Origin of the sequence: Pseudomonas sp. CIP-10 (genome assembly GCF_020911845.1) — a bacterium.
GTDB classification, from domain to species: domain Bacteria; phylum Pseudomonadota; class Gammaproteobacteria; order Pseudomonadales; family Pseudomonadaceae; genus Aquipseudomonas; species Aquipseudomonas alloputida.
This window is the reverse complement of the sequence record NZ_CP087160.1, coordinates 4414674-4437189: the sequence shown is the minus strand read 5'-3', so window position 1 is coordinate 4437189 and position 22516 is coordinate 4414674. Positions and strand designations below refer to the sequence as shown.

Sequence of the window (22516 nt, the reverse complement as noted above, 5' to 3'; positions counted from 1 at the left end):
GCTCGATTGCCTACTGATAAGATGGTAATAACTATCAGCAGAGTAAACCTTTGGTTGCTAATTATGGCCATGGAATCATTCAGCGCGTTGGAGTGCTTCATCCGCAGTGCCGAGGTCGGCAGTTTTGCCGAAGCCGCCAGGCGCCTGAGCCTTACCCCGGCTGCCGTGGGTAAGCACGTTGCGCAGCTGGAAGCGCGCCTGGGTGTGCGGTTGTTCCAGCGTAGTACCCGCAAGCTGACCTTGACCGAAGCGGGGCAGCGTTTTCTTGGCGAGGTCAGTGACAGCTTTCGCACCATTCAGTACGCCGTGGCCAACCTGGCCAGTGCAGAAGGCCAGCCGGCCGGGTCGTTACGGGTGAGTATGGGCACGGTGTTCGGGCGTTTGTACGTGTTGCCGTTGCTGGGGGAATTCTTGCGCCGTTACCCGGCGATTACCCCGGATTGGCATTTCGACAACCGCCAGGTCGACCTGATCGGCCAGGGTTTCGATGCAGCGATTGGCGGTGGTTTCGAACTGCCGCCAGGGGTGGTGGCGCGCAAGCTGACCCCCGCGCACCGGGTGTTGGTGGCGGCGCCGGCCTATCTGCAGCGGCACGCGCCGATAGAAGACCCGCAGGCGCTGCAACGCCATGACGGCATCCTGGTGCGGTCACCGCAGACCGGGCGGGTGCGCTCGTGGCCGTTGACCAGCCGTTGGCAGGCGCAGCAGCCGCTGCAATTGCGTCAGGCGATGACCATGAGCGATTCGGACGCGGCGTGCGCGGTGGCCGAGCAGGCGCTGGGCATTGCCCTGGTGAGCCTGCCGTTTGCCGTGCCCTACTTGCTGGCCGGGCGCCTGCTGCGGGTGTTGCCGGACTGGTATGTGGACGATGGGCATATCAGCCTGTATTTCGCCGAGCACAAGCTGTTGCCGGGCAAGACCCGGGCGTTCATCGATTTTGTGGTGCAGCAGTTTGCCGAACAGGGGCTGGCGGGGCGGTTCGATGCCTTGCAGGTGCTTTAGAGAATTATTGCCTGTGCCGGCCCTTTTGCGGGCCCGCCCGCGCCCGCGAAGAGGCCGGTTCAGACAACATCGACAATGAACGATACCTGTGCGCCCAGGTTCACCTCGTCATCCACGCGCTTGCCCAGCAGTTGCTGCCCCAGCGGCGATCGTGGGGTAATCACCGTCACCAGTCCGTCACCCTCGCCAATCTTCAACCCCGCTGCCTCAGGCCCGAGAAACAGCTGGCGTTGCGCGCCATCTTCATTTTCCAGGGTCACCAGGTTGCTTACCTGCACACCGCGCGCTGGGTCGTAATCACGCAGCAGCAACTGCTGGTAGATCACCAGCGCCTGGCGGATCTCGGCACTGCGGCGGGCCTGGCCGGTGGCCAGGTACGAGGCCTCCAGGCCCAGCGTGTCATACTTGTTCTCGGCAATGTTCTCTTCGGCGGTGGCGGCCTCGTAGGCGGTTTGCGCCGCGCGGGTCAGCACGTCCAGGTCATGCGCGAGGGTGGCGACAATCAGCGCCAGCAGGTGGGGCTTGTCCATGGTCAGTAACAGAACTCCAGCACGTTGGCCTGGCTTTTTTCGGTGGGCGCGGTACGGTTTTGCTGCAGCCAGAACTGGCACTTGGGGCTGTTGAGGTTGCGCGGGTTGCCTTGGGCGGCATCGGCGGCCTGTTGCAGCGCCTGTTTGTGCAGGATGTCCTTGTAGCGTTCGAACATCTCGGCCTGGGCATCCTGGGCAGTGGCCGGTGCAGGCGTTGCAACGGGGCGGTCTGCATGCGGGGCTACCACCTGGGCCAGAGGTTGCACCTGCTGTGGCCACAACTGCTGGGCCAGCCACAGGCTCGCGGCAATGGCCATGGCGCCCAGCCACAGGCCCAAGGCAACGCACATGATCAACGGCAACGGCTTGAGGGTGATCTTCAATTCACGGTGGCGCGGCATGGCAGCCTCCTGGCAGCGTGGTAGGGGGGCATTGTCGCATGCGCTTGGGCATTTTTCTGCGCAGGTGCTTTTGTCTGCGCCAATTTATGCGCAGAATTCGCTGTTTTTGCACCCGCACGGGAGGGGCGCATGAAAGCCACCTGGGACATCTTCTGCAGCGTCGTCGACAACTACGGCGATATTGGCGTGACCTGGCGCCTGGCCCGGCAGTTGGTGGCCGAGCACGGCCTGGCGGTGCGCCTGTGGGTGGATGACCTCAACGCTTTCACGCCCATGTGCCCTGGCGCCGATGCCACGGCGGCCCAACAGTGGCAACACGGCGTGGATGTGCGCCACTGGCCGGCAGCGTGGTTGCCGGTGGCGCCGGCCGATGTGGTGATCGGCGCGTTCGCCTGCCAGTTGCCCGCGGCGTATGTCGAGGCCATGCGCGCCCTTCCGCAGCCGCCGCTCTGGCTCAACCTCGAGTACCTGAGTGCCGAGGACTGGGTGGAGGGTTGCCATGGTTTGCCTTCGCCGCAGCCCAACGGTTTGCGCAAGGTATTTTTCTTCCCGGGCTTTACCGACAAAACGGGTGGTTTGCTGCGCGAGGGTTCGCTGCTGGCCCGGCGTGACGCGTTCCAGCAGTCGGCGGAGGCGCGCCGTGCCTTTTTGCAGGGGCTTGGTGTAGACCTTGTGCCGGATGCGCTGCTGATCTCGCTGTTTGCCTATGAAAACCCGCAGCTGGGCAACTGGCTTGATGCCCTGGCTACAGCTGACCAGGCCTGCCACCTGTTGGTCCCGCAAGGGCGCATCGTCGCGGGGCTCAGCCAGTGGTTGGGCGAGGGGCCGCTGCACGTGGGTGATGTGCGCACCCGTGGGGCGCTGACCGTTCAGGTGCTGCCTTTCGTCAGCCAGGACGACTTCGACCGGCTGTTATGGAGCTGCGATTTCAATGCCGTGCGTGGCGAAGACTCGTTCGTGCGTGCGCAGTGGGCGGGGCAGCCGATGCTGTGGCACATCTATGTGCAGGACGAGAATGCCCATTGGGAAAAACTCGAAGCGTTCCTCGCGCATTATCGCTGCGGCCTGTCAGACGATGCCGATGCAGCCCTACTGGGCCTGTGGCGTGCCTGGAACATGAATATCGACATGGGCCAGGCCTGGCGGGCGGCCCGCCAGCATTGGCCGGAACTGCAGCAGCATGCCCGCCTTTGGGGGGCGCGACAGGCCGCTCAGCCGGACCTTGCCGAAGCGCTAGTACACTTTTACCGAAATTCGCTATGATACGCGGCCTCGATTTTTATAAATCCATCCAGATTCGGATACTTCGTAATGAAAACTGGTAAAGAACTGAAACCCGGTACCGTACTGCGGATCGACAACGACCCGTGGCTGGTTCAAAAAGCTGAGTTCACCAAGTCGGGCCGTAACAGCGCGATCATGAAGACCAAGCTGAAGAACCTGCTGACCGGCTACAAGACCGAAACCGTATACGGTGCGGACGACAAGCTGGACGACGTGATCCTGGATCGCAAAGAAGCGACCCTGTCGTTCATCAATGGTGACGAGTACACCTTCATGGACACCACCGACTACACCATGTACGAGCTGAACGCCGAGGACATCGAAGCCGTTCTGCCGTACATCGAAGAAGGCATGGAAGACGTCTGCGAAGCCGTGTTCTTCGAAGGCCGTCTGGTGTCGGTTGAGCTGCCGACCACCATCAGCCGTAAAGTTGTCTACACCGAGAACGCTGCTCGCGGTGACACCTCCGGCAAAGTCATGAAGCCTGCCAAGCTGGCGAACGGTACCGAGATCTCGGTTGCCGACTTCATCCAGATCGACGAGTGGATCGACATCGACACTCGCGACAACAGCTTCAAAGGCCGTTCCAAGAAGTAATGCTTCTTGCGAGACGCAAAAAACCCGGCGCAAGCCGGGTTTTTTTATGCCTGTGTTTTCCCAATCCTCAGCGCGTGCTTGTGCTCGCGCTTTTGTGGGGGCGGCCTTGCGTCGCGATAGGGCCGCAAGGCGGCCCCGGCAATTTCTGCCTACATGCCGAACGCCTGGGGCCGCTTCGCGCCCCGTTCGCGACGCAAGGCCGCTCCCACAGGGGATCGCGCCAGCCTTTGCGCCTTAGACGGTTACGTGCAGGCGCACATCCACATTACCGCGGGTGGCATTGGAATACGGGCAAACCTGATGCGCCTTTTCCACCAGCCCTTCGGCATCGGCCTGTGCCAGGCCCGGCAGGTTGATGAGCAGGTCGATGTCCAGGCCGAAACCGCCCGGGATCTGGCCGATGCCCACCTTGGCGGTGATCGAGGCATCTGCCGGCAGGGCTTTCTTCTCTTGCCCGGCCACGAACTTCAAGGCGCCGATGAAGCAGGCCGAGTAACCAGCGGCGAACATCTGCTCGGGGTTGGTGCCGTCACCGCCCGCGCCGCCCAGTTCCTTGGGGGTGCTCAGGCTGACGACGAGCTTGCCGTCGCTGGAGCGGGATTTGCCGTCGCGCCCACCGGTGGAGGTTGCTTCTGCGATGTACAGCGGAGTGACCTTTTGCATCTTGAGCCTCGCTAATGTGCTGTGCACTCCCGTTTGCAGGAGGGCGGGGGTTGGTGTGGGATTTAAATTAGCGCGCAATTAGTTAGCGCGCAAGATAAATAATCACCGTTCATCGGAACGGCCATTTCACAGCATAGCGCTCAGAGGTTTTTCTGCAGGTTTTCGCGCAGGTTCAGCAGGTCGGCTTGCAGTTTCTGCAACTGCTCAAGGCTCCGCCCGCTGGCCTTGAGAATGCATTGCGGCACCTGTTTGGCCTGCTGTTGCAGGGCGCGGCCTTTGTCGGTCAGCTGTACCATCACTACCCGTTCATCTTCGCGGCTGCGGTTGCGCTGCAACAGGCCTTCGCTTTCCAGGCGCTTGAGCAGCGGGGTCAGCGAGCCTGGGTCGGTCAGCAGGTGCTGGCTGATTTCGCCCACGGTCAGGCCGTCACGCTCCCAGAGCACGAGCATGGCAAGGTATTGCGGGTAGGTCAGGCCCAGCGCCTGCAGCAGCGGCTTGTAGACCTTGGTCATCAGCAACGAGGTGGAGTGCAGGGCGAAACAGACCTGGTTGTCCAGCAGCAGCTCGTCACAGGAGGCTTGGGTGTCGGCGTTCATGCAGGTCCTTGAAAGTCATCAATGGAAAATTCTGGCACGCTGATCATCAGTGCGCGAATTAATCGCGCAGTTCACTGCGCAAGGCCAGGTCCCAGGGTGGAATCGGGCTGAAGCGGCTCTTGAGGAATTCGAGCAGCAAACGGCTGCGAGAGTTCGTTTCATGTGCCAGGCGTAGCGCGTAAATGCCGCTGGTCTCGGCTTCAGGCATGCCGCCGTCGCAAAACAACGGGATCAGCTCGCCGCGCAGCAGGTATTCACTGATCAGCCAGGTGGGCAGGTGGGCTATCCCCAGGCCGGCGAGGGCGCCGAACAGCAGGGTTTCGGCATTGTTGGCGGCCATGCGCATGCGCGCGGGGCGGTACAGGCGGGTTTGCCCGGCCACACTGAAGCGCCAGGCGAACGGCGGCGCCAGGCCATCCCAGTCCAGCCCGTCATGCCCGGGCAGTTCGCTGGGGCAGGTGGGGATGCCGCGGCTGGCCAGGTAGGCGGGGCTGGCGCAGGCAATGCGCACCATGTAGGCGAGCGGCGTGGCGACCAGACGGGTGTCGGCCAAGGGGCCGGCGCGCAGCACCAGGTCGACCTCGCCCAGGTGGCTGCCCTGCAGGTCGACGAAGCTGTCGATCAACCGCAGTTGCACGTCCAGGCCCGGGTAGGCCACCAGGAAGTCGGCAATGGCCGGGGCCAGGTGGCGGCGGCCAAACGCGGCAGGGGCGTCGATGCGGATCAGGCCTTCCGGGGCATTGCTCAGTGACACCGCTTCAGCCCGGGCCAGGCGCAACTCCTCGATGATGCGCCTGGCCCGCTCGGCAAAGGCGTTGCCTGCAGGCGTGGCCCGCACCGCGTGGGTGCTGCGGGTGAACAGGCGGCTGCCGACGGCGCTTTCCAGGTTGTCGATGCGCCGTGCTACCGCAGACGGGGTCAGCGGGTGGCGACGGGCGGCGGCAGAAAAGCTGCCGGTTTCCAGCACATCGAGGAACAGGCTCAATTGGTCGGTCAGGGTATCGGGGTTCATGGCTGCCTTGCTTTTGCGAAAAACGCACAGCCATTGTGCGCTGCTGTGCGTTTCCCCGCCAGCGCACACTCGTTAGCATGCTCGCATTATTGGTACAGGCGGACGAGGCCCTGATGATCGAGTGGTTGTTGTATATCGTGCTGGGCGCTGCCCTGGGCACCATGGGGGGCTTGTTCGGCATTGGTGGCGGGCTGATTGCGATTCCGGCATTGGGCGTGCTGTTTGGCCTGGACCAGCAGTTGGCGCAGGGGACCGCGTTGGTGATGGTGGTACCCAATGTGCTGCTGGCGCTGTGGCGGTATCACCAGCGCAACCGCATCGCGTTGCGCCATGCGTTGCCGCTGTCGGCGTGCAGCTTCTTGTTTGCCTGGCTGGGGTCGATCTGGGCGGTGGGGCTTGATGCGCATTCCATGCGCCTGGGTTTTGTCGGCTTCCTGGTAGCGTTGGCGGTGTGGAACGTGGTGCGGATGTTCATGAAGGTGTCGCCGCCGAGTGCCGAGCTGCGTCATGCCTGGCCGTGGCTGGGTGTGCTGGGCAGCTTTGCCGGCACCATGGGCGGCTTGTTCGGGGTGGGTGGGGCCGTGGTGGCCACGCCGATCCTGACCAGTGTGTTCGGCGCTACTCAGGTGGTGGCGCAGGGGCTGTCACTGGCGCTGGCGGCGCCGAGTACCTTGGTCACGCTGGTGACCTATGGCGTGCACCATAGTGTTGACTGGGGGGTGGGGATTCCCTTGGCGGTGGGGGGCTTGCTCAGTATCAGCTGGGGCGTGAAGCTGGCCCACGCGTTGCCGGAGAAGGTATTGCGGGCGATGTTCTGTGTGTTCCTGGTGGTCTGTGCGGTGATGCTGGGGTTTGAGCTTTGAGAGGTTGGGGCCGTTTTTCGGCCCCCGATCACTTGAAACCCTCAACGATGTAGTCGGCCATGCAGTCGGTGATTGGCGAGGGGGTCTGCGTACTGCGCACCAGCATTACATTGGCCATGGGCAACTGTGGCAGCCCTTCGCTCTCACCCAGAATGCGGATGTTGCCCCCGATCAGGCTCTGCAGCTGCGCGGTCACTGCCAGCCCGGCGGTGACGATGGCAAAGATTGCCGCCAGGCTTGGGCTGGTGTAGGCAATACGGTAATCGATGCCCTGTGCCTCCAGCGCATTGCAGGTCCAGGCGCGACAGAAGCAGTCGGTGTTGAACAGCGCCACCGGCATCGGCCGCTGTTCGTGCGGGCAAAAGCCTTCTGCCGCGGCCCACACCAGGCGTTCCTGGCGTAGCAACTGGCCAATCTCGTTGCCGGGCTCGCGGGTGACGATGGTCAGGTCCAGGTCCTGGCGCAGCATCAACTGCTTGGACGAATCGCAATGCACTTCCACCTGCACCAGCGGGTAGGCTTGGGCAAAGCTCGACAAGATGGTCGGCAGGAAGCGCATGGCGTAGTCGTCTGGTGTGCCGATGCGCACCAGCCCAACCATGTGTGGCATGCGCAGGGTGTTGAACACCTCGCCATGCAACTTGAGAATGCGTCGGGCATACCCCAGCAGTACCTGGCCTTCGGCGGTCAGCCGCACCTGACGGCCATCACGTTCGAATAGCTGGCGCTGCAGAATGTCTTCTTCCAGGCGTTTCATCTGCATGCTGACCGCTGACTGGGTGCGGTTGACCACTTCGCCTGCGCGGGTAAAGCCGCCTTGCTCGGCAATGGCGACGAAGGTGCGCAGGACATCCGCGTCGAGGCTCTGGTACTGGGACATTGCATCAATCTCCGAGATGCATCGCATCAGAAACATTCGTTGGATTGATCTTATGCCTGGCGTGAGACTGAGGCCATCAACACGGAGGGCTTCACGATGAAAGGTCATGTCAGCAGCATCCAGCAACCTGCCTTTTCCCTGAGCTACCTGTGGCATGCGGCCTTGCAGCGTCCGGCGCGCTGGCTGCAGTTGTACCGTCAGCGTCAGGAGCTGGCCAGCCTCAGTGATGCAACCTTGCGCGACTTGGGGTTGAGTCGGGCGGATATCCAGCAAGAGGCCGAGCGGCATTTCTGGGATGATCCTTTGAGGAAGTGATGCCATGCGTGGCAGTCGCTTTTGCTCCAGCTCCAGCTCCAGCTCCAGCTTTTGCTTTTGCTTTTGCTTTTGCTCTTGCTCTTGCTTTTGCTCTTGCTTTTGCTCTTGCTCTTGCTCTTGCTCTTGCTCTTGCTCTTGCTCTTGCTCTTGCTCTTGCTTTGGCTTTTGCTTCTAAGCGCGCGGTAGTTCAGGCGACGCAGATTGCGACTTCAGGAGGCCGAGCGCAGGGCTTGCGGAGGGAGGTGACGGGCATGGATGCCCGTCAAGCGCTGGGCCCCAGGATGGGGCCTGCAGCGCGGTCCTCCCGGGAGCAAGCCCGGAGCGAGGGGACCCCGGAGCGTAGCGTAGGGGCCGGATGATGGGAGCCGACGGCTTTGGTTACTTTGGCCACGACCAAAGTAACCCGCCGGAAGGGCGGAAAGGTGAATAGGCGCCTACATCGTGAATGAATGTCTACTTGATGTGAAAGCGCACAACCCAAAGGCCCAAAAGCCCAAAAGCCCAAAAGCTTAAGCGCTCGTTCTGATCGGGCGTACAGTCCATTTGCGATGGCCGCAAGGCCTCCACTCGGCCTCCTGAAGTCGCAATCTGCGTCGCCTGAACTACCGCGCACTTAGAAGCAAGATCAAAAGCGAAAAGCGCTCAGCGCCGCACCTGCTTGAGGGTTTCGGCAATCAGGAATGCCAACTCCAGCGACTGATCAGCATTCATCCGCGGATCACAATGGGTGTGATACCGGTCAGACAACGCATCCTCGGTGATCGGCCGGGCACCGCCGATGCATTCGGTGACGTTCTGCCCAGTCATCTCGATATGGATACCGCCAGCATGGCTGCCCTCGGCCTGGTGTACCTGGAAGAACTGCTTCACCTCATCCAGAATCTGCGCAAAATCGCGGGTCTTGTAACCGCTGCTGGCCTTGATGGTGTTGCCGTGCATCGGATCGGAACTCCACAGCACCTTGCGCCCCTCGCGCTCGACAGTGCGGATCAGCCCCGGCAAGTGGTCGCCAACCTTGCCCGCGCCCATGCGCACGATCAGGTTCAAACGCCCCGGGTCGTTCGCCGGGTTGAGCGTGTCGATCAGGCGGATCAGCTCTTCGGGGTTCATGCTCGGGCCAACCTTGACCCCAATCGGGTTGTGCACGCCACGCAGGAACTCCACATGGGCCCCATCGAGCTGGCGGGTGCGGTCGCCGATCCACAGCATGTGCGCCGAGCAGTCGTAGTAGTCGCCGGTCAGGCTGTCCTGGCGCACGAAGGCTTCTTCATAGTTCAACAGCAGCGCCTCGTGGGCTGTGAAGAAGCTGGTTTCGCGCAGTTGCGGCGCACTGTCCAGGCCACAGGCACGCATGAACGCCAGGGTTTCATCGATGCGATTGGCCAACTGGTGGTACTTGTCGGCCAGCGCCGAGTTGGCGATGAAGTCCAGGTTCCACTTGTGCACCTGGTGCAGATCGGCAAACCCGCCCTGGGCGAACGCGCGCAGCAGGTTGAGGCTGGCGGTGGCCTGGTGGTAGGCCTGCAGCAGGCGTTCCGGGTCCGGAATGCGGCTTTTGGCGTCGAAACCGATGCCGTTGACGATGTCGCCACGGTAGGCGGGGAGGGTGATGTCGCCAATGGTTTCATCGCCAGATGAGCGCGGTTTGGCGAACTGCCCGGCCATACGCCCCACTTTCACCACCGGGCAGCCGGCGGCAAAGGTCATGACAATGGCCATTTGCAGCAACACCTTGAAGGTGTCGCGGATTTTTGCAGCCGAGAACTCGGCGAAGCTCTCGGCGCAATCGCCGCCCTGAAGCAGGAAGGCACGGCCTTCGGTGACCTCGGCGAACTGCCGGCGCAGCTCGCGCGCCTCACCCGCGAACACCAGCGGCGGGTAGCTGGCCAGGGTCTGTTCAACCTTCAGCAGGTGCGCGGCATCGGGGTAGGTCGGTTGCTGCTGGATCGGCAGGGCACGCCAGCTGTCGGGGCTCCACGGTTGGTTCATCTTGGGCTCGGTCTTGTCGGTTGTAGGCTATGGGCCATGGTAACAGTTGGCGCTGCGCTTGTTGCATCAAGGGTGTTGGCGGACAATGCGCGTTTTTGCGCAGGTGGGTGGTGGACATGACGGCGGAACGGCAAGAGCGGCTGCTGGCACGGGTGGAAGATGCGTTTGGCGTCATCAGCGTGTACGAAGTAGACGACTACCGCTTTCTGGAATTCGGCGATGCGATCGAGCAAAGCTGCGTGTTCACCGCCGACCCCAGCTGGCTGGAGTACGACTATACCCGCGCCATGCTGGTGGGGGCGCTGTGCCACGAACTGCCTGAGAGTGCACTGTTTCTGGGCCTGGGCGCCGGCACGCTGACCCAGGCCTGCATGAAGTTCCTGCCGCTGGAAGACATCGAGGCCATCGAGCTGCGCCCGGATGTGCCGCGCCTGGCCATGGATTACCTGGGCCTGGACGACGACCCGCGGCTGTATGTGCGTATCGGCGATGCCCTGGAGCTGCTGCCCACGGCAGAGAAGGCCGACCTGCTGTTCGTTGACTTGTACACCGACCATGGTCCTGGGGTCGGGCACCTGGCGTGGAACTTTCTGGAGAACTGCCAGCAGCACCTGAACCCGGGCGGCTGGCTGGTGATCAACCAGTGGGCCACCGATGATGGCAGGCCGCTGGGCGCGGCGTTGTTGCGCGGGTTGTACCACCGGCATTACTGGGAACTGCCTGTGAAGGAGGGCAATGTGATTTTGCTGGTGCCGGCAGACCTGGAGCAGTCGCTGGACCTGGACGGTTTGAGAGCCCGGGCCGAGGCGCTGGCGCCCCGTTTGGGGTACAGCCTCGAGGGGCTGATCCGCGAGATTCGGCCGGCGACGTGAGTGGCTGACGCGCGCCGACACCGAGCGCGCCAGGCTTCAGGGGATTATCGATTCAGCCTGTCGTGCTTGATGGCCCGATACTGGCCCTGCCTCCATGAAAATATTCCTCACGTACGCGACTATTTCAGGTATAGTACGCGCCGGTCTTTTAGCGGACCTCAAAATCAGGTGGTGCAAATCCTCCGAGTCCAGCTTCGGCTGCGCGTCCGCTAGGCGGACCTTCCCAAGTTTTCTTTTTCAATCGTTTTCGCAAATCCCCGCCGCCAAAGCTGCCTGGGTGACCTGACGGTCTTTCAAGGCATGTGCAGCTTTGGAGCATGGGTCTTTGCGGATGCACCTAGAGGCAGACCCATGACCCAGGAAACCGGCGGCTTCGCCGCTCTCGATCTTAACCCGAACATTGTTGCTGCCGTTGTGGCTACCGGCTACGAAGAGCCGTCCGCCATTCAGCAACAATCGATCCCGATCATCCTCGCCGGTCACGACATGATCGGCCAGGCGCAGACTGGCACCGGCAAAACCGCTGCCTTCGCCCTGCCGATCCTGAACAAGATCGATGTGAGCAAGCGCGAACCGCAAGCCCTGATCCTGGCGCCAACCCGTGAGTTGGCGCTGCAAGTTGCTACCGCTTTCGAAACCTACGCCAAGCAGATGCCGGGCGTGAACGTTGTCGCCGTCTACGGTGGTGCCCCGATGGGCCCACAGCTGCGTGCGATCCGCAACGGCGCGCAAATCGTCGTGGCCACCCCGGGCCGTCTGTGCGACCACCTGCGTCGTGACGAAAAAGTCTTGTCGACCGTACAGTACCTGGTACTGGACGAAGCCGACGAGATGCTGAAGCTGGGCTTCATGGACGACCTCGAAGTGATCTTCGACGCAATCCCGGCTACCCGTCAGACCGTACTGTTCTCCGCTACCCTGCCGTCGTCGATCCGTTCGATCGCCGAGCGTCACCTGCGTGAACCCAAGCACGTCAAGATCCAGACCAAGACCCAGACCGTTACCGCGATCGAGCAGGCCCACCTGATGGTCCACGCGGACCAGAAGATCCCGGCTGTGCTGCGTCTGCTGGAAGTGGAAGAGTTCGACGCGCTGATCGCCTTCGTGCGTACCAAGCAAGCCACCCTGGACCTGGCCGCCGCGCTGGAAGCCAAAGGCTACAAGGCTGCTGCACTGAACGGCGATATCGCCCAGAACCAGCGTGAGCGCGTGATCGACTCGCTCAAGGATGGCCGCCTGGACATCGTCGTCGCCACCGACGTCGCTGCCCGTGGCCTGGACGTACCGCGCATCACTCACGTGTTCAACGTTGACATGCCGTACGACCCGGAATCCTACGTACACCGTATCGGCCGTACTGGCCGTGCCGGTCGCGATGGCCGTGCACTGTTGCTGGTTACCCCGCGTGAGCGCCGCATGCTGCAGGTGATCGAGCGTGTTACCGGGCAGAAGGTTGCCGAAGCGCGCCTGCCGAATGCCCAGGCCGTGCTGGATGCCCGCATCAAGAAGCTGACCTCGAGCCTGGCGCCGCTGGTAGCCGAAGCAGAAGCCACCCACGGCGAGCTGTTCGACCGTCTGACCACAGACCTCGGTTGCAGCGCGCGTGCCCTGGCTTCGGCCCTGCTGCGCAAGGCCACCAATGGCCAGGCGCTGGACCTGGCGGCGGTAGAGCGCGAGCAGCCACTGGTGCCGAGCTTCGCCCCGCGTGGTGAGCGTACCGAGCGCGGTGAGCGTGGCGAGCGTCCTGACCGTGGTGATCGTGAGCGCCGTGCACCGCTGCCGTTGGCCGAAGGCCGCGTGCGTTGCCGTACCGCCCTGGGTGCCCGTGATGGCATCGCTGCCAAGAACCTGCTGGGGGCGATCCTCAACGAAGGTGGCCTGGCGCGTGACGCTATCGGCCGCATCCAGGTGCGCGACAGCTTCAGCCTGGTCGAGCTGCCGGAAGACGGCCTCGAGAAGCTGCTGTCCAAGCTCAAGGACACCCGCGTGGCTGGCAAGCAGCTGAAGCTGCGTCGCTACCGCGAGGATTGATCCTGGCGTAACGAAAAAATCCCCGGCTTAGGTCGGGGATTTTTTTTGCCTGTACCGGCCCTTTCGCGGGCAAGCCCGCTCCTACAGGTACCCCACAGATTTCAGTACCTGTAGGAGCGGGCTTGCCCGCGAAGAGGCCCTTCAGTCGAACCGATAGATGTCCATCCCCAGCGCGCCCAGGGTAAACCCCTGATGCACCACGCCGAACTTGCTCCCGGCCCCGAGGGCAAAGAACAGCGGCAGCAAATGCTCATCACTGGGATGGTTGCGCACCGCAAACGGCGCCTGCTGCCGGTAATCCAGCAACGCCGCCTGGTCATCCTCCTGCAGCCGGTCTACCACCCAATCCCTGAACGCCAGCGCCCATGGCTCGATCACATCCGGCCCTGCATGCCAGTCCAGCTCACCCAGGTTGTGGGTAATGCTGCCTGACCCTATCAGCAGTACATCCTCGGTACGCAACCCCGCCAGTGCCTGGCCCACTTTTAGCTGCAGCGCCGGCCCCATGTGGCTGGGCAGTGAAACCTGCACCACGGGAATGCTCGCATCCGGGTACATCAGCGACAGTGGCACCCAGGCGCCATGGTCGAATGGGCGTTGCATGTCCAGGTGCGCGGGTAACCCCGCAGCCTTCAACCGTTCGCTGACCTGGCCAGCAAGCCCGGGCTCGCCCGGTGCCGGGTACTGCACCGCATACAGGGCCGGTGGGAAACCGTAGAAGTCATGCCAGGTTTCCGGCTGTGCGCTGCCGGTGACCAGCAGCTCGCGGCTTTCCCAGTGTGCCGACACCACCACGATCGCTTTCGGCCGGGGCAGGGCGTTGGCCAACCCGGACAGTGCCGGCCCGCTGGCGCCGGGTTGCAGGGCAAGCATGGGGGAACCATGGGAAATGAACAGGCTGGGCAGCATGGCGGGGTCCTGAAGGTTAAGATGCAACCATCATCGATTAACTACAGATCGAAATCCAAACCAAGTTTTACCGACAAATCATCTAAAAATCGGGAGTAATCATGGAACCAGCGTTCTGGCAGCAGCGGTGGGCCGATAACCAGATCGGCTTTCACCAGGCGCAGGTGAACCCCTATCTGCAGACGTATTGGCCACAGCTGCAGTTGGCGCCCGGCAGCCGCGTGCTGGTGCCGTTGTGTGGCAAGAGCCTGGACCTGGCCTGGCTGGCCGGTCAGGGCCATCGTGTATTGGGTGTGGAGCTGTCGCGGCGGGCGGTGGAGGATTTTTTCCGTGAGCAAGGGCTTGAGGCCGAGGTGCGGCAGCAGGGCGCATTCGAGGTTTGGCGCAGTGGAGATGTGCAGCTGTGGTGTGGCGACTTCTTTGCCTTGCGGGCAGAGGATGTGGCTGACTGCGTGGGGCTGTATGACCGGGCGGCGGTGATTGCGCTGCCGGTGCAGATGCGTGCGCGGTATATGCAGCTGTTGTCGGGGTTGCTGCCGACAAGCTGCCGGGGGTTGGTGGTGACGCTGGAGTATGACCAGTCATTGTTGGCCGGGCCGCCGTTTTCGGTCAGGGATGAAGAGCTGAGGCAGGGGTTTGCGGGGTGGCAGGTGGAGCAGTTGGAGGCTGTTGAGGTGATTGAGGAGAGCCCGAAGTTTGTGCAGGCCGGGGCGTCGAGTTTGTTGGAGCGGGTGTACCGGCTCAGCCGGTAAGCAGGTAGGGCAGGCTGCCCCGGCCCATGTGGGAGCGGGCGGCGCGTTAGATGGCACCGGCTTTGCCGGTGTTCGCGGGCACGCCCGCTCCCACAGAAGCTGCGTAAGGCCGGGAATAAAAAAGGGCGACCGGAGTCGCCCTTTGTTTTCTCAGGTGGATCAGCCGCGGCGGCGCAGGGCCTCAATGCGTTCTTCCAGCGGCGGGTGGCTCATCAGCAACCCTGCCAGGCCGTGCTTGAGGCCGCCATTGATGCCGAAAGCCTTCATGGTGTCAGGCATGTGCACTGGCAGGCCTTGTTCCACGCGCAGGCGCTGCAGGGCGCCGATCATTGCCGCAGTACCGGCCAGTTGCGCACCGGCTTCGTCTGCGCGGAATTCGCGGCGGCGCGAGAACCACATCACGATCATGCTGGCCAGGATGCCAAGGATCAGCTCGGCAACGATGGTTGCTACATAGTAGGCAATGCCTTGGCCCTCTTCGTTCTTGAAGATCACCTTGTCGACAAAGTTGCCGATGATGCGGGCAAAGAACATCACGAAGGTGTTCACCACGCCCTGCACCAGCGCCAGGGTGACCATGTCGCCGTTGGCAACGTGGCCGATTTCGTGGGCCAGTACCGCACGCACTTCATCGGGCGAGAAGCGCTCCAGCAGGCCCTGGGACACCGCGACCAGCGCGTCGTTGCGGTTCCAGCCGGTGGCGAAGGCGTTGGCCTCGTAAGCCGGGAAGATACCCACTTCAGGCATTTTGATGCCCGCTTCGCGGGACAGCTCTTCGACCGTTTGCAGCAGCCACTGCTCGTGGCGGGTGCGCGGCTGGCTGATGATCTGGGTGCCGGTGGTCATCTTCGCCATCCACTTGGAGATGAACAGCGAGACGAGGGAGCCGGCAAAGCCGAACACGGCGCAGAACACCAGCAGGCTACTGAGGTTCAGGTCGACCCCGTTGGCGGCCATGAACCCGTTGAAACCGAACAGGCTCAGGGTAATGCTTGCAACCAGCACCACCGCGAGGTTGGTGGCTACAAACAACAGAATGCGCATCATGGTTGTTACGTTCTCCTGACGGATGAGTTGTCGCTTACTGCGGGGTATATAAGGGGCCTGCCGCGCCGATTCAATCGGGGGACTATTTCAAACTGTGTACGGCGGAGTATGGCAGAGGATGGCGTGGGGGCTGTGGGATAGAGCGTTGCAGGATGTAAGAAACATTCGGCTTGGGGTTGCGTCAAGGCCGCTGGGTGTTTGCCGCAAGGGGTGTGGCGCCTGTGAGATCGAGCGCCGCCCGCGCGGCGCTTCGCGGGTAAACCCGCTCCTACGTTTGTTTCGGGCCAATTATGCCTGTGGGATTTGCGCGCGAACGCCCTGGCGCATGGCGCGATATCGCGTCGTACAAACAAGGCGATCGCGCGCCTGGTACAGGATGGACTGGCCCGAAACAAACGTAGGAGCGGGTTTACCCGCGAAGCGCCGCGCGGGCGGCGCTCGATCTGCGCCCCACCACCACCCCCGCGTCGAACCTCTCGTGGCCCCCGGCGCCCCCTCCCCCCCGGCGCCCCCCCGTCGAACCCTACTGCGAATAACCCTTCAGGAAATTGCCGATCCGGCCAATGGCTGCTTCCAGGTCATCCACCCGCGGCAAGGTCACCACGCGGAAGTGGTCCGGCCACGGCCAGTTGAACGCCGTTCCTTGTACGATCAGCAGCTTCTCCGACAGCAACAGGTCAAGGGCGAACTTCTCGTCGTTGAGGATCGGGCAAACCTTCGGGTCGATCCGCGGGAACGCATACAGCGCGCCCATCGGCTTCACGCAGCTGACGCCAGGGATGTCGTTGAGCAGTTCGTAGGTGCGGTTGCGCTGCTCCAGCAGGCGCCCCGGTGGCAGCACCAGGTCGTTGATGCTCTGGTAGCCGCCCAGCGCGGTCTGGATGGCATGCTGGGCCGGCACGTTGGCGCACAGGCGCATGTTGGCCAGCATGTCGATGCCTTCGATGTAGCTGTGTGCGTGGTGCTTGGGCCCGGAGATGATCAGCCAGCCAGAGCGGAAGCCCGCCACCCGGTACGACTTGGACAAGCCGTTGAAGGTCAGGCACAGCAGGTCCGGGGCCAGCGAGGCGGTGCTGATGTGCACGGCTTCGTCGTACAGGATCTTGTCGTAGATCTCGTCGGAGAACACCACCAGGTTGTGCTGGCGGGCCAGCTCCAGCATGCCCAGCAGCAGCTCTTTGGAGTAGACGGCGCCGGTCGGGTTGTTCGGGTTGATGATCACCAGCGCCTTGGTGTTCGGGGTGATCTTGGCCTTGATGTCCTCAAGGTCAGGGAACCAGTCGGCCTGCTCGTCGCACAGGTAGTGCACCGGCTTGCCGCCGGCCAGGCTCACGGCGGCAGTCCACAGCGGGTAGTCGGGGGCCGGGATCAGCACTTCGTCGCCGTTGTTGAGCAGCGCCTGCATCGACATGACGATCAGCTCGGACACACCATTACCCAGGTAGATGTCCTCGATGGTGACGCCTTCGATTTCTTTCTGCTGGCAGTACTGCATCACCGCCTTGCGTGCGCTGAACAGGCCTTTGGAGTCGCTGTAGCCCTGTGCGGTGGGCAGGTTGCGGATCACATCCTGAAGGATTTCATCAGGCGCCTCGAAGCCAAACGGCGCCGGGTTGCCGATGTTCAGCTTGAGGATGCGGTGGCCTTCCTCCTCCAGGCGTTTGGCGTGCTTGAGCACTGGGCCGCGAATGTCGTAGCAGACATTGGCGAGCTTGTTCGATTTGCTGAACTGCATGATGGGATCCCGATTGAGAAAACGCGCTACGCCCCGCCGAAAGGTTTGAAAGGGCAGGAAGCGGGTGCCAGACTGAACGCCTGGCACACGAAGCCAACTAATATACGTGCCACCCGCGCCCCGGAAAAGACGGTGCGGGGTGAAATTCAGCCTGCCGAGGTTTCTACATGAAAAAGATCGAAAAAACCCTGGACGAATGGCGGTCGATGCTCGACCCCGAGCAGTACCAGGTCTGCCGCCTCAAGGGCACCGAACGGCCATTCAGCGGCAAGTACAACAGCGAGCGCCGCGATGGCATCTACCATTGCATTTGCTGCGGCTTGGCGCTGTTCGATGCGCAGACCAAGTTCGACGCCGGCTGCGGCTGGCCAAGTTTCTACGCGCCGATCGAGGACAGCGCGATGATCGAGATTCGCGACACCTCCCACGGCATGATCCGCACCGAGGTCACCTGTGCCCGTTGCGACGCGCACCTGGGGCATGTGTTCCCTGACGGCCCGCCACCGACCGGCCTGCGCTACTGCATCAACTCGGTGTGCATCGACCTTCGTCCGCGCGACTGACCGGAGCCCGATCATGGCTGCAACGATGCTGAACATCCCCTGCGTGACCCTGGGCGGCGAGCACAAGACGCTGGGCGACTTCCCGGGCAAGGTGCTGTTGGTGGTCAATACCGCCAGCCAGTGCGGTTTTACCCCGCAGTACAAGGGCCTGGAGCAACTGTGGCAGGCCTACCGCGACCGTGGTCTGGTGGTACTGGGCTTTCCGTGCAACCAGTTCGGCAAGCAGGAACCTGGCGATGCGCGGGACATTGCGCAGTTCTGCGAGCGTAATTTCGGCGTGAGTTTTCCGCTGTTTCGCAAGGTCGAGGTCAACGGCCCAGGCGCTCACCCTCTGTTCGTCGAACTCAAGCAACGCGCCCCGGGTATTTTGGGTAGCCAGAAGATCAAGTGGAACTTCACCAAGTTTCTGGTCGACCCGGCCAGTGGCCAGGTCACGCGCTATGCCCCCTCCACCAAGCCACAGGCCCTGCAGGCGGACATCGAGCGTTTGCTCAGCCGCTGAAGGGCACCCAATGTTCAACCAGGGCCAGTAGCTCTTCGCGACGGAATGGCTTGGCCAGGTAGTCGTTCATGCCCGCCGCCCGGCAGCGTTCGCGCTCTTCGGGCATGGCGTTGGCGGTGAGGGCGACGATCGGCAACTCGGGCCAGCGGCCGCTTTGGCGGATACGCCGGCTGGCCTCGTAGCCGTCCATCACCGGCATGTTGCAGTCCATCAGCACCAGGTCGAATTCCTCACGCGCCAGCAGCTCAAGGGCCTCCGCGCCCTGGGTGGCCAGTTGCACCTGGCAGCCGAGCTTGGCCAGCATGCCCTTGGCCACCAGCTGGTTCACCGGGTTGTCCTCTACCAGCAGGATCCTCGCACGGCCTTGCTCCTGGGTAATGGCCGGGATGGCCAGCGGGTGTTCGGGCTCATGGCCTTGCAAGGTGCGGCGCAGGGTCTGGTACAGGGCGTTGCGTGCCAATGGTCGGGCCAGCTGGTGCAGCGGGGCCAAAGCCAAGGACTGCTCGTTGGGCAGGAAGTTGCCGTAGGCAGTCACCAGCAGAATCGGGGTTTTCAATGCCGGGCGCAGTTCGAACAGGTGCTCGACGTCGTCGGTGATCAACAGGTCGATCACTGCGGCATCCAGCGTGGCGCAACTGTCATGGCGCTGGTAGGTCAGGCCCCAGGCAGGCAGCAAGTGCTGCAACAGTTCATTGAGCCCGCTGCCGGCTGCGCTCAGTGCGGCCACGCGGCCATGCAAGGGCGCTGGCGGGATGGCTTCGGTGTGCACGGTCAGCGGCAATTCGGCGGTGAAACAGCTGCCAAAGCCCGGCTCGGAGCGAATGTGCAGGTGGCCCTGCATGGCCTTGCACAGGTTGCGCGTCAGCGCCAGGCCCAGGCCGGTGCCACCGTACTGGCGGGTGATGCCGGCACCGGCCTGGGTGAAGGGCTGGAAGATGCGCGCCTGGGCGTCTTCGGGGATGCCGATGCCGGTATCCCGTACCTCAAGACGTACACCACCGACAATGGCCATCAAGCGCACATCAACACGGCCGAAGCGGGTGAACTTCAGCGCGTTGGACAGCAGGTTGCTGACGATCTGCCGCACACGCGTGGGGTCGCCGAGCACGCTGCTGGGGAAGTCGCTGGCGATCAGGCAGGTCAGTTCCACGCTTTGCGCGGTGTTCTGCGACAGCAGGTTGGCGGTGTCTTCCACCATCGAGCCCATGTCGAACGCAATGCGTTCCAGTTCCAGCTGGCCGGCATCGAACTTGGACAAGTCGAGAATATCGTTCAGCAGCTCTACCAGCACCTTGCCCGAGTCATGGGCGATAGCCAGTTGCTGGCGTTGCTCGCTGGGCAGCGGGTTGTCCAGCGCCAGGGCGATCATGCCCAGCATGCCGTTGAGCGGGGTGCGGATTTCATGGCTCATGTTGGCCAGGAAGGCGGCGCGTGCCTGGGCCATGTCCAGCGCTCGGCTGCGGGCTTGTTCCAGCTCCTGATTGGACAGGCTCAGGCTGCTGTTGCTGGCCTTGAGCTCGTTGGTGCGCGCCGACACGATGTCTTCCAGCTCGTTCAGGTACTGGGTCAGACGGTTTTCCGCAGTGCGCCGCTGTTCGATCTCGGTGGCCATGCTGATGAACTGCTGGTTGGCGACCTTCACCAGCACGCCGATTTCGTCATGCTCGTGTCCGTGTGGGCATTCCAGGCGCGTTTGCCGGGGTTTGCGCGGGTCGCTGCCGCTGAGTGCGCCAATCACCGTCACCAGCGGCTTGGTCAGCATCATGTAGAACAGCGCCAACAGGAGGCCGGTGAGCACCAGGCTGCGGGCGAACCCATTGAGCAGGGTGATGCCGGCACGGTCGAGAAAGCGGCTGCCGAAGGCGAAGGTGTCGATGTCCAGGTACAGGGTGCCCAGGTATTGCTCTGGCATGTGGGTCAGGTACAGGCGCTCCTTGAACTGGCGTTGCTCGCCGAACAGGAAGTCGCTGAGTGGCCGGTAGCGGTCCTGCAGTTTTGGCCGCTCGACATCGGCCAGTACCGTTTCGTTGTTGTCGATCAGCCGTGCGCGGATGACGGCTGGCGACTGCAGCAGGCCGCGGGTCAGCTCCAGCGCCAGTTCCGAGTCGATGTTGTAGGCGATGCGTGAGGCCGGGTTGTGGCTGATTTGCAGCAACGCGTTCACTTCACGGTTGATGGACGCGTCTTCGCTGGCATAATCGATGCCGATCTGGATGAGACTGAGCAATGTTCCCAGGATGAAGCCGACCAGGACTGTCAACCGGGCTTGCTTGTATGACAGGCGATTGGTGAACTTGATATCCATGAGTCCCGAGCCGGTTTCCCGTTCCTTGCGCTGCGCAAGCATAGCCGAATAGCCCCGGCTGCTGGTGGGTCTGTCTGTTCATTTCAGTTGATCGCCAAGCGGGGGTCGCTTGGCGCCCCTTCGCGGGCTTGCCCGCTCCCACAGGTACAGCTTAGCCCCAGGCTGCAAGCCCTGTGGGAGCGGGCAAGCCCGCGAAGGGGCGCGCAGCGGCCCCCAAAAAACTGAAATTGTTAGGAGTCGTCATGGACGCTCGCTTGATCGCTTTTCTGGACCGCGCCGAATCGGTACTGGCGCGCCTTGAACCCCTGTTGCCGGCACAACGCCCGCACATCGACTGGGGCACCACACTGGCCGCGCGCTGGCAGCGTGATGGCCGCAGCGGCTACCTGCTGCCGCTGGACGTCAGCCTGGATATCCGCCTGACCGACCTGATCGGCGTCGACAAACAGCGTGACCAGCTGGGCCGCAACACCCACCAGTTCATCAACGGCCTGCCGGCCAACCACGCGTTGCTGTGGGGCTCGCGTGGTACCGGCAAGTCGTCGCTGGTACGTGCCCTGCTGGCCGAGCACGCCAGCGCCGGCCTGCGCCTGATCGAAATCGAACGTGACCATCTGGCCGACCTGCCGCGGGTGGTCGAGCAACTGCAGAAGTTGCCGCAACGCTTCATCCTGTTCTGCGACGACCTGTCGTTCGAAGCCGGGGAGGGCGACTACCGGGTGCTCAAGAGTGTGCTCGACGGCTCGCTGGAGCAGGCCCCGGACAACGTGCTGCTGTACGCCACCTCCAACCGCCGCCACCTGGTGCCCGAGAAGGAGAGCGACAACGAGAACTGGAAGCGTGTGGACGGCGAACTGCACCCCAGCGAAGCGGTGGAGGACAAGATTGCCCTGTCTGACCGTTTTGGCCTGTGGCTGTCGTTCTACCCGTTTACCCAGGACCACTTCCTGAACGTTGTCGAGCACTGGATTGGCCAGTTGGCACAACCTGCGGGCCTTGTGTGGCAGCGCACCGAAGCACTCGACATCCTCGCCGTGCGCTGGGCCACCGGCCGCGGTAACCGTAATGGCCGTTGTGCCTATCAGTTCGCCCGCTACTGGGTCGGGCTGCAATTGCTGGAGCAAAAGTAAATGATCGACCTCAATGCCAGTGGCGCCGGCCTCGACGGCTACAACCTGCTGGCGGCGCAAGTGCAGGCGCTGTTCGCCGACGAGCGTGACTTCATCGCCAACGCCGCGCAGTTTTCCGCGTTTCTGTATAACCAGGTGGACGACCTGAACTGGGCGGGGTTCTACCTCAACCGCAACGAAGAGCTGGTGCTGGGCCCGTTCCAGGGCCAGGTGGCGTGCGTGCGCATTCCGTTCAGTAAAGGTGTGTGTGGTGCCGCGGCGGCAACGCGGCAGACCCAGCGGGTCGAGGATGTACATGCATTCCCTGGCCACATTGCCTGTGACAGTGCCTCCAACAGCGAGCTGGTGATCCCGTTGGTGAAGGACGGCAGGTTGATTGGCGTGCTGGACCTGGACAGCCCGACGGTCGGGCGGTTCAGCGAGGCGGACCAGGCGGGGCTGGAGCGGTTGGCGGCGATCTTTCTGGCGTTGACTGACTGCTGATCGATGTTGCCTGTGCCGGCCTCTTCGCTTGTAGGAGCGGGTTTACCCGCGAATA

22 protein-coding genes and 1 pseudogene are annotated in these 22516 nt (G+C 62.9%); 12 read left to right on the top strand and 11 right to left on the bottom strand.

The genetic code is table 11. The features are described from left to right. Positions 1–63 precede the first annotated feature (63 nt). Positions 64–1002, top strand: a complete 939-nt coding sequence (locus LMH93_RS20005) for a LysR family transcriptional regulator (protein WP_033725819.1) — start codon at positions 64–66, stop codon at positions 1000–1002. Positions 1003–1061: 59 nt separating this feature from the next. Here the strand turns inward: LMH93_RS20005 and LMH93_RS20000 are convergent, their stop codons facing one another. Then, the gene (locus tag LMH93_RS20000; protein ID WP_004577091.1) at positions 1062–1532 is read right to left on the bottom strand and encodes a GreA/GreB family elongation factor; all 471 of its coding nucleotides are present in this window, start codon (positions 1530–1532) and stop codon (positions 1062–1064) included. A 2-nt stretch (positions 1533–1534) separates the two neighbouring features. After that, on the bottom strand, positions 1535–1933 hold the full coding sequence (locus LMH93_RS19995) for a hypothetical protein (RefSeq protein WP_014754109.1): 399 nt from the start codon (positions 1931–1933) through the stop codon (positions 1535–1537). A gap of 129 nt (positions 1934–2062) precedes the next feature. On the opposite strand from LMH93_RS19995, the gene earP reads away from it, so the two are divergent. Together earP and efp are read left to right on the top strand one after the other, a co-directional pair. Further along, complete coding sequence (earP, locus tag LMH93_RS19990) at positions 2063–3196, top strand: elongation factor P maturation arginine rhamnosyltransferase EarP (RefSeq protein ID WP_003252869.1); 1134 nt, start codon at positions 2063–2065, stop codon at positions 3194–3196. A gap of 48 nt (positions 3197–3244) precedes the next feature. Then, the gene (efp, locus tag LMH93_RS19985) at positions 3245–3814 is read left to right on the top strand and encodes an elongation factor P (protein WP_003252871.1); all 570 of its coding nucleotides are present in this window, start codon (positions 3245–3247) and stop codon (positions 3812–3814) included. A gap of 234 nt (positions 3815–4048) precedes the next feature. Here efp and LMH93_RS19980 read toward each other — a convergent pair whose 3' ends face one another. The 3 genes from LMH93_RS19980 to LMH93_RS19970 form a co-directional block, all read right to left on the bottom strand. Next, on the bottom strand, positions 4049–4477 hold the full coding sequence (locus LMH93_RS19980) for an organic hydroperoxide resistance protein (protein WP_230064490.1): 429 nt from the start codon (positions 4475–4477) through the stop codon (positions 4049–4051). A 140-nt stretch (positions 4478–4617) separates the two neighbouring features. Beyond that, a complete protein-coding gene (locus LMH93_RS19975) occupies positions 4618–5073 on the bottom strand; it encodes a MarR family winged helix-turn-helix transcriptional regulator (protein WP_003252873.1) in 456 nt (151 codons plus the stop codon). Between the two features lie 58 nt (positions 5074–5131). Further along, a complete protein-coding gene (locus tag LMH93_RS19970) occupies positions 5132–6085 on the bottom strand; it encodes a LysR family transcriptional regulator (RefSeq protein WP_003252875.1) in 954 nt (317 codons plus the stop codon). A 113-nt stretch (positions 6086–6198) separates the two neighbouring features. Here LMH93_RS19970 and LMH93_RS19965 point away from each other — a divergent pair, with 113 nt between their 5' ends. Beyond that, positions 6199–6948: a sulfite exporter TauE/SafE family protein gene (locus LMH93_RS19965; RefSeq protein ID WP_003252877.1), complete on the top strand. Its 750-nt coding sequence runs from the start codon at positions 6199–6201 to the stop codon at positions 6946–6948. A gap of 28 nt (positions 6949–6976) precedes the next feature. Here LMH93_RS19965 and LMH93_RS19960 read toward each other — a convergent pair whose 3' ends face one another. Next, complete coding sequence (locus tag LMH93_RS19960) at positions 6977–7828, bottom strand: LysR substrate-binding domain-containing protein (protein WP_003252879.1); 852 nt, start codon at positions 7826–7828, stop codon at positions 6977–6979. Between the two features lie 96 nt (positions 7829–7924). Between LMH93_RS19960 and LMH93_RS19955 the strand changes: the two genes are divergently transcribed. Further along, positions 7925–8143: a DUF1127 domain-containing protein gene (locus LMH93_RS19955; protein WP_003252881.1), complete on the top strand. Its 219-nt coding sequence runs from the start codon at positions 7925–7927 to the stop codon at positions 8141–8143. A gap of 642 nt (positions 8144–8785) precedes the next feature. Here LMH93_RS19955 and LMH93_RS19950 read toward each other — a convergent pair. Beyond that, a complete protein-coding gene (locus tag LMH93_RS19950) occupies positions 8786–10132 on the bottom strand; it encodes a class II 3-deoxy-7-phosphoheptulonate synthase (protein ID WP_003247094.1) in 1347 nt (448 codons plus the stop codon). A 116-nt stretch (positions 10133–10248) separates the two neighbouring features. On the opposite strand from LMH93_RS19950, the gene LMH93_RS19945 reads away from it, so the two are divergent. Then, complete coding sequence (locus LMH93_RS19945) at positions 10249–11004, top strand: spermidine synthase (protein WP_003247095.1); 756 nt, start codon at positions 10249–10251, stop codon at positions 11002–11004. A 317-nt stretch (positions 11005–11321) separates the two neighbouring features. Beyond that, positions 11322–13035 (top strand): annotated as a pseudogene (locus tag LMH93_RS19940) (DEAD/DEAH box helicase). A 141-nt stretch (positions 13036–13176) separates the two neighbouring features. On the opposite strand, the gene LMH93_RS19935 reads toward LMH93_RS19940, so the two are convergent. Continuing rightward, positions 13177–13944, bottom strand: a complete 768-nt coding sequence (locus LMH93_RS19935; protein WP_064614035.1) for a DODA-type extradiol aromatic ring-opening family dioxygenase — start codon at positions 13942–13944, stop codon at positions 13177–13179. A 101-nt stretch (positions 13945–14045) separates the two neighbouring features. Here LMH93_RS19935 and LMH93_RS19930 point away from each other — a divergent pair, with 101 nt between their 5' ends. Next, a complete protein-coding gene (locus LMH93_RS19930) occupies positions 14046–14696 on the top strand; it encodes a thiopurine S-methyltransferase (protein WP_230064489.1) in 651 nt (216 codons plus the stop codon). Positions 14697–14855: 159 nt separating this feature from the next. Here LMH93_RS19930 and htpX read toward each other — a convergent pair whose 3' ends face one another. Together htpX and LMH93_RS19920 are read right to left on the bottom strand one after the other, a co-directional pair. Next, positions 14856–15743, bottom strand: a complete 888-nt coding sequence (htpX, locus tag LMH93_RS19925; RefSeq protein ID WP_004575939.1) for a protease HtpX — start codon at positions 15741–15743, stop codon at positions 14856–14858. Between the two features lie 523 nt (positions 15744–16266). Continuing rightward, complete coding sequence (locus LMH93_RS19920) at positions 16267–17478, bottom strand: pyridoxal phosphate-dependent aminotransferase (protein WP_003247100.1); 1212 nt, start codon at positions 17476–17478, stop codon at positions 16267–16269. A gap of 167 nt (positions 17479–17645) precedes the next feature. Here LMH93_RS19920 and msrB point away from each other — a divergent pair, with 167 nt between their 5' ends. Together msrB and LMH93_RS19910 are read left to right on the top strand one after the other, a co-directional pair. Then, positions 17646–18041, top strand: coding sequence for a peptide-methionine (R)-S-oxide reductase MsrB (gene msrB / locus LMH93_RS19915; protein WP_003247101.1), 396 nt, complete (start codon positions 17646–17648; stop codon positions 18039–18041). Positions 18042–18054: 13 nt separating this feature from the next. Continuing rightward, entirely contained in the window at positions 18055–18543 is a 489-nt protein-coding gene (locus tag LMH93_RS19910) for a glutathione peroxidase (protein WP_014859862.1), read from the top strand. Here LMH93_RS19910 and LMH93_RS19905 read toward each other — a convergent pair. Continuing rightward, a complete protein-coding gene (locus LMH93_RS19905; RefSeq protein WP_230064488.1) occupies positions 18533–20890 on the bottom strand; it encodes a hybrid sensor histidine kinase/response regulator in 2358 nt (785 codons plus the stop codon). The two genes, LMH93_RS19910 and LMH93_RS19905, sit on opposite strands and share 11 nt — an antisense overlap. A gap of 200 nt (positions 20891–21090) precedes the next feature. Here LMH93_RS19905 and LMH93_RS19900 point away from each other — a divergent pair, with 200 nt between their 5' ends. Both LMH93_RS19900 and LMH93_RS19895 read left to right on the top strand, forming a co-directional pair. Then, positions 21091–21978 (top strand): ATP-binding protein, encoded by an 888-nt coding sequence (locus tag LMH93_RS19900; RefSeq protein WP_003247104.1) that lies wholly within the window; start codon positions 21091–21093, stop codon positions 21976–21978. Next, positions 21979–22461 carry a GAF domain-containing protein gene (locus LMH93_RS19895; protein ID WP_060546573.1) on the top strand — a complete coding sequence of 161 codons (483 nt, stop codon included), beginning with the start codon at positions 21979–21981 and terminating at the stop codon, positions 22459–22461. Positions 22462–22516: the final 55 nt, after the last annotated feature.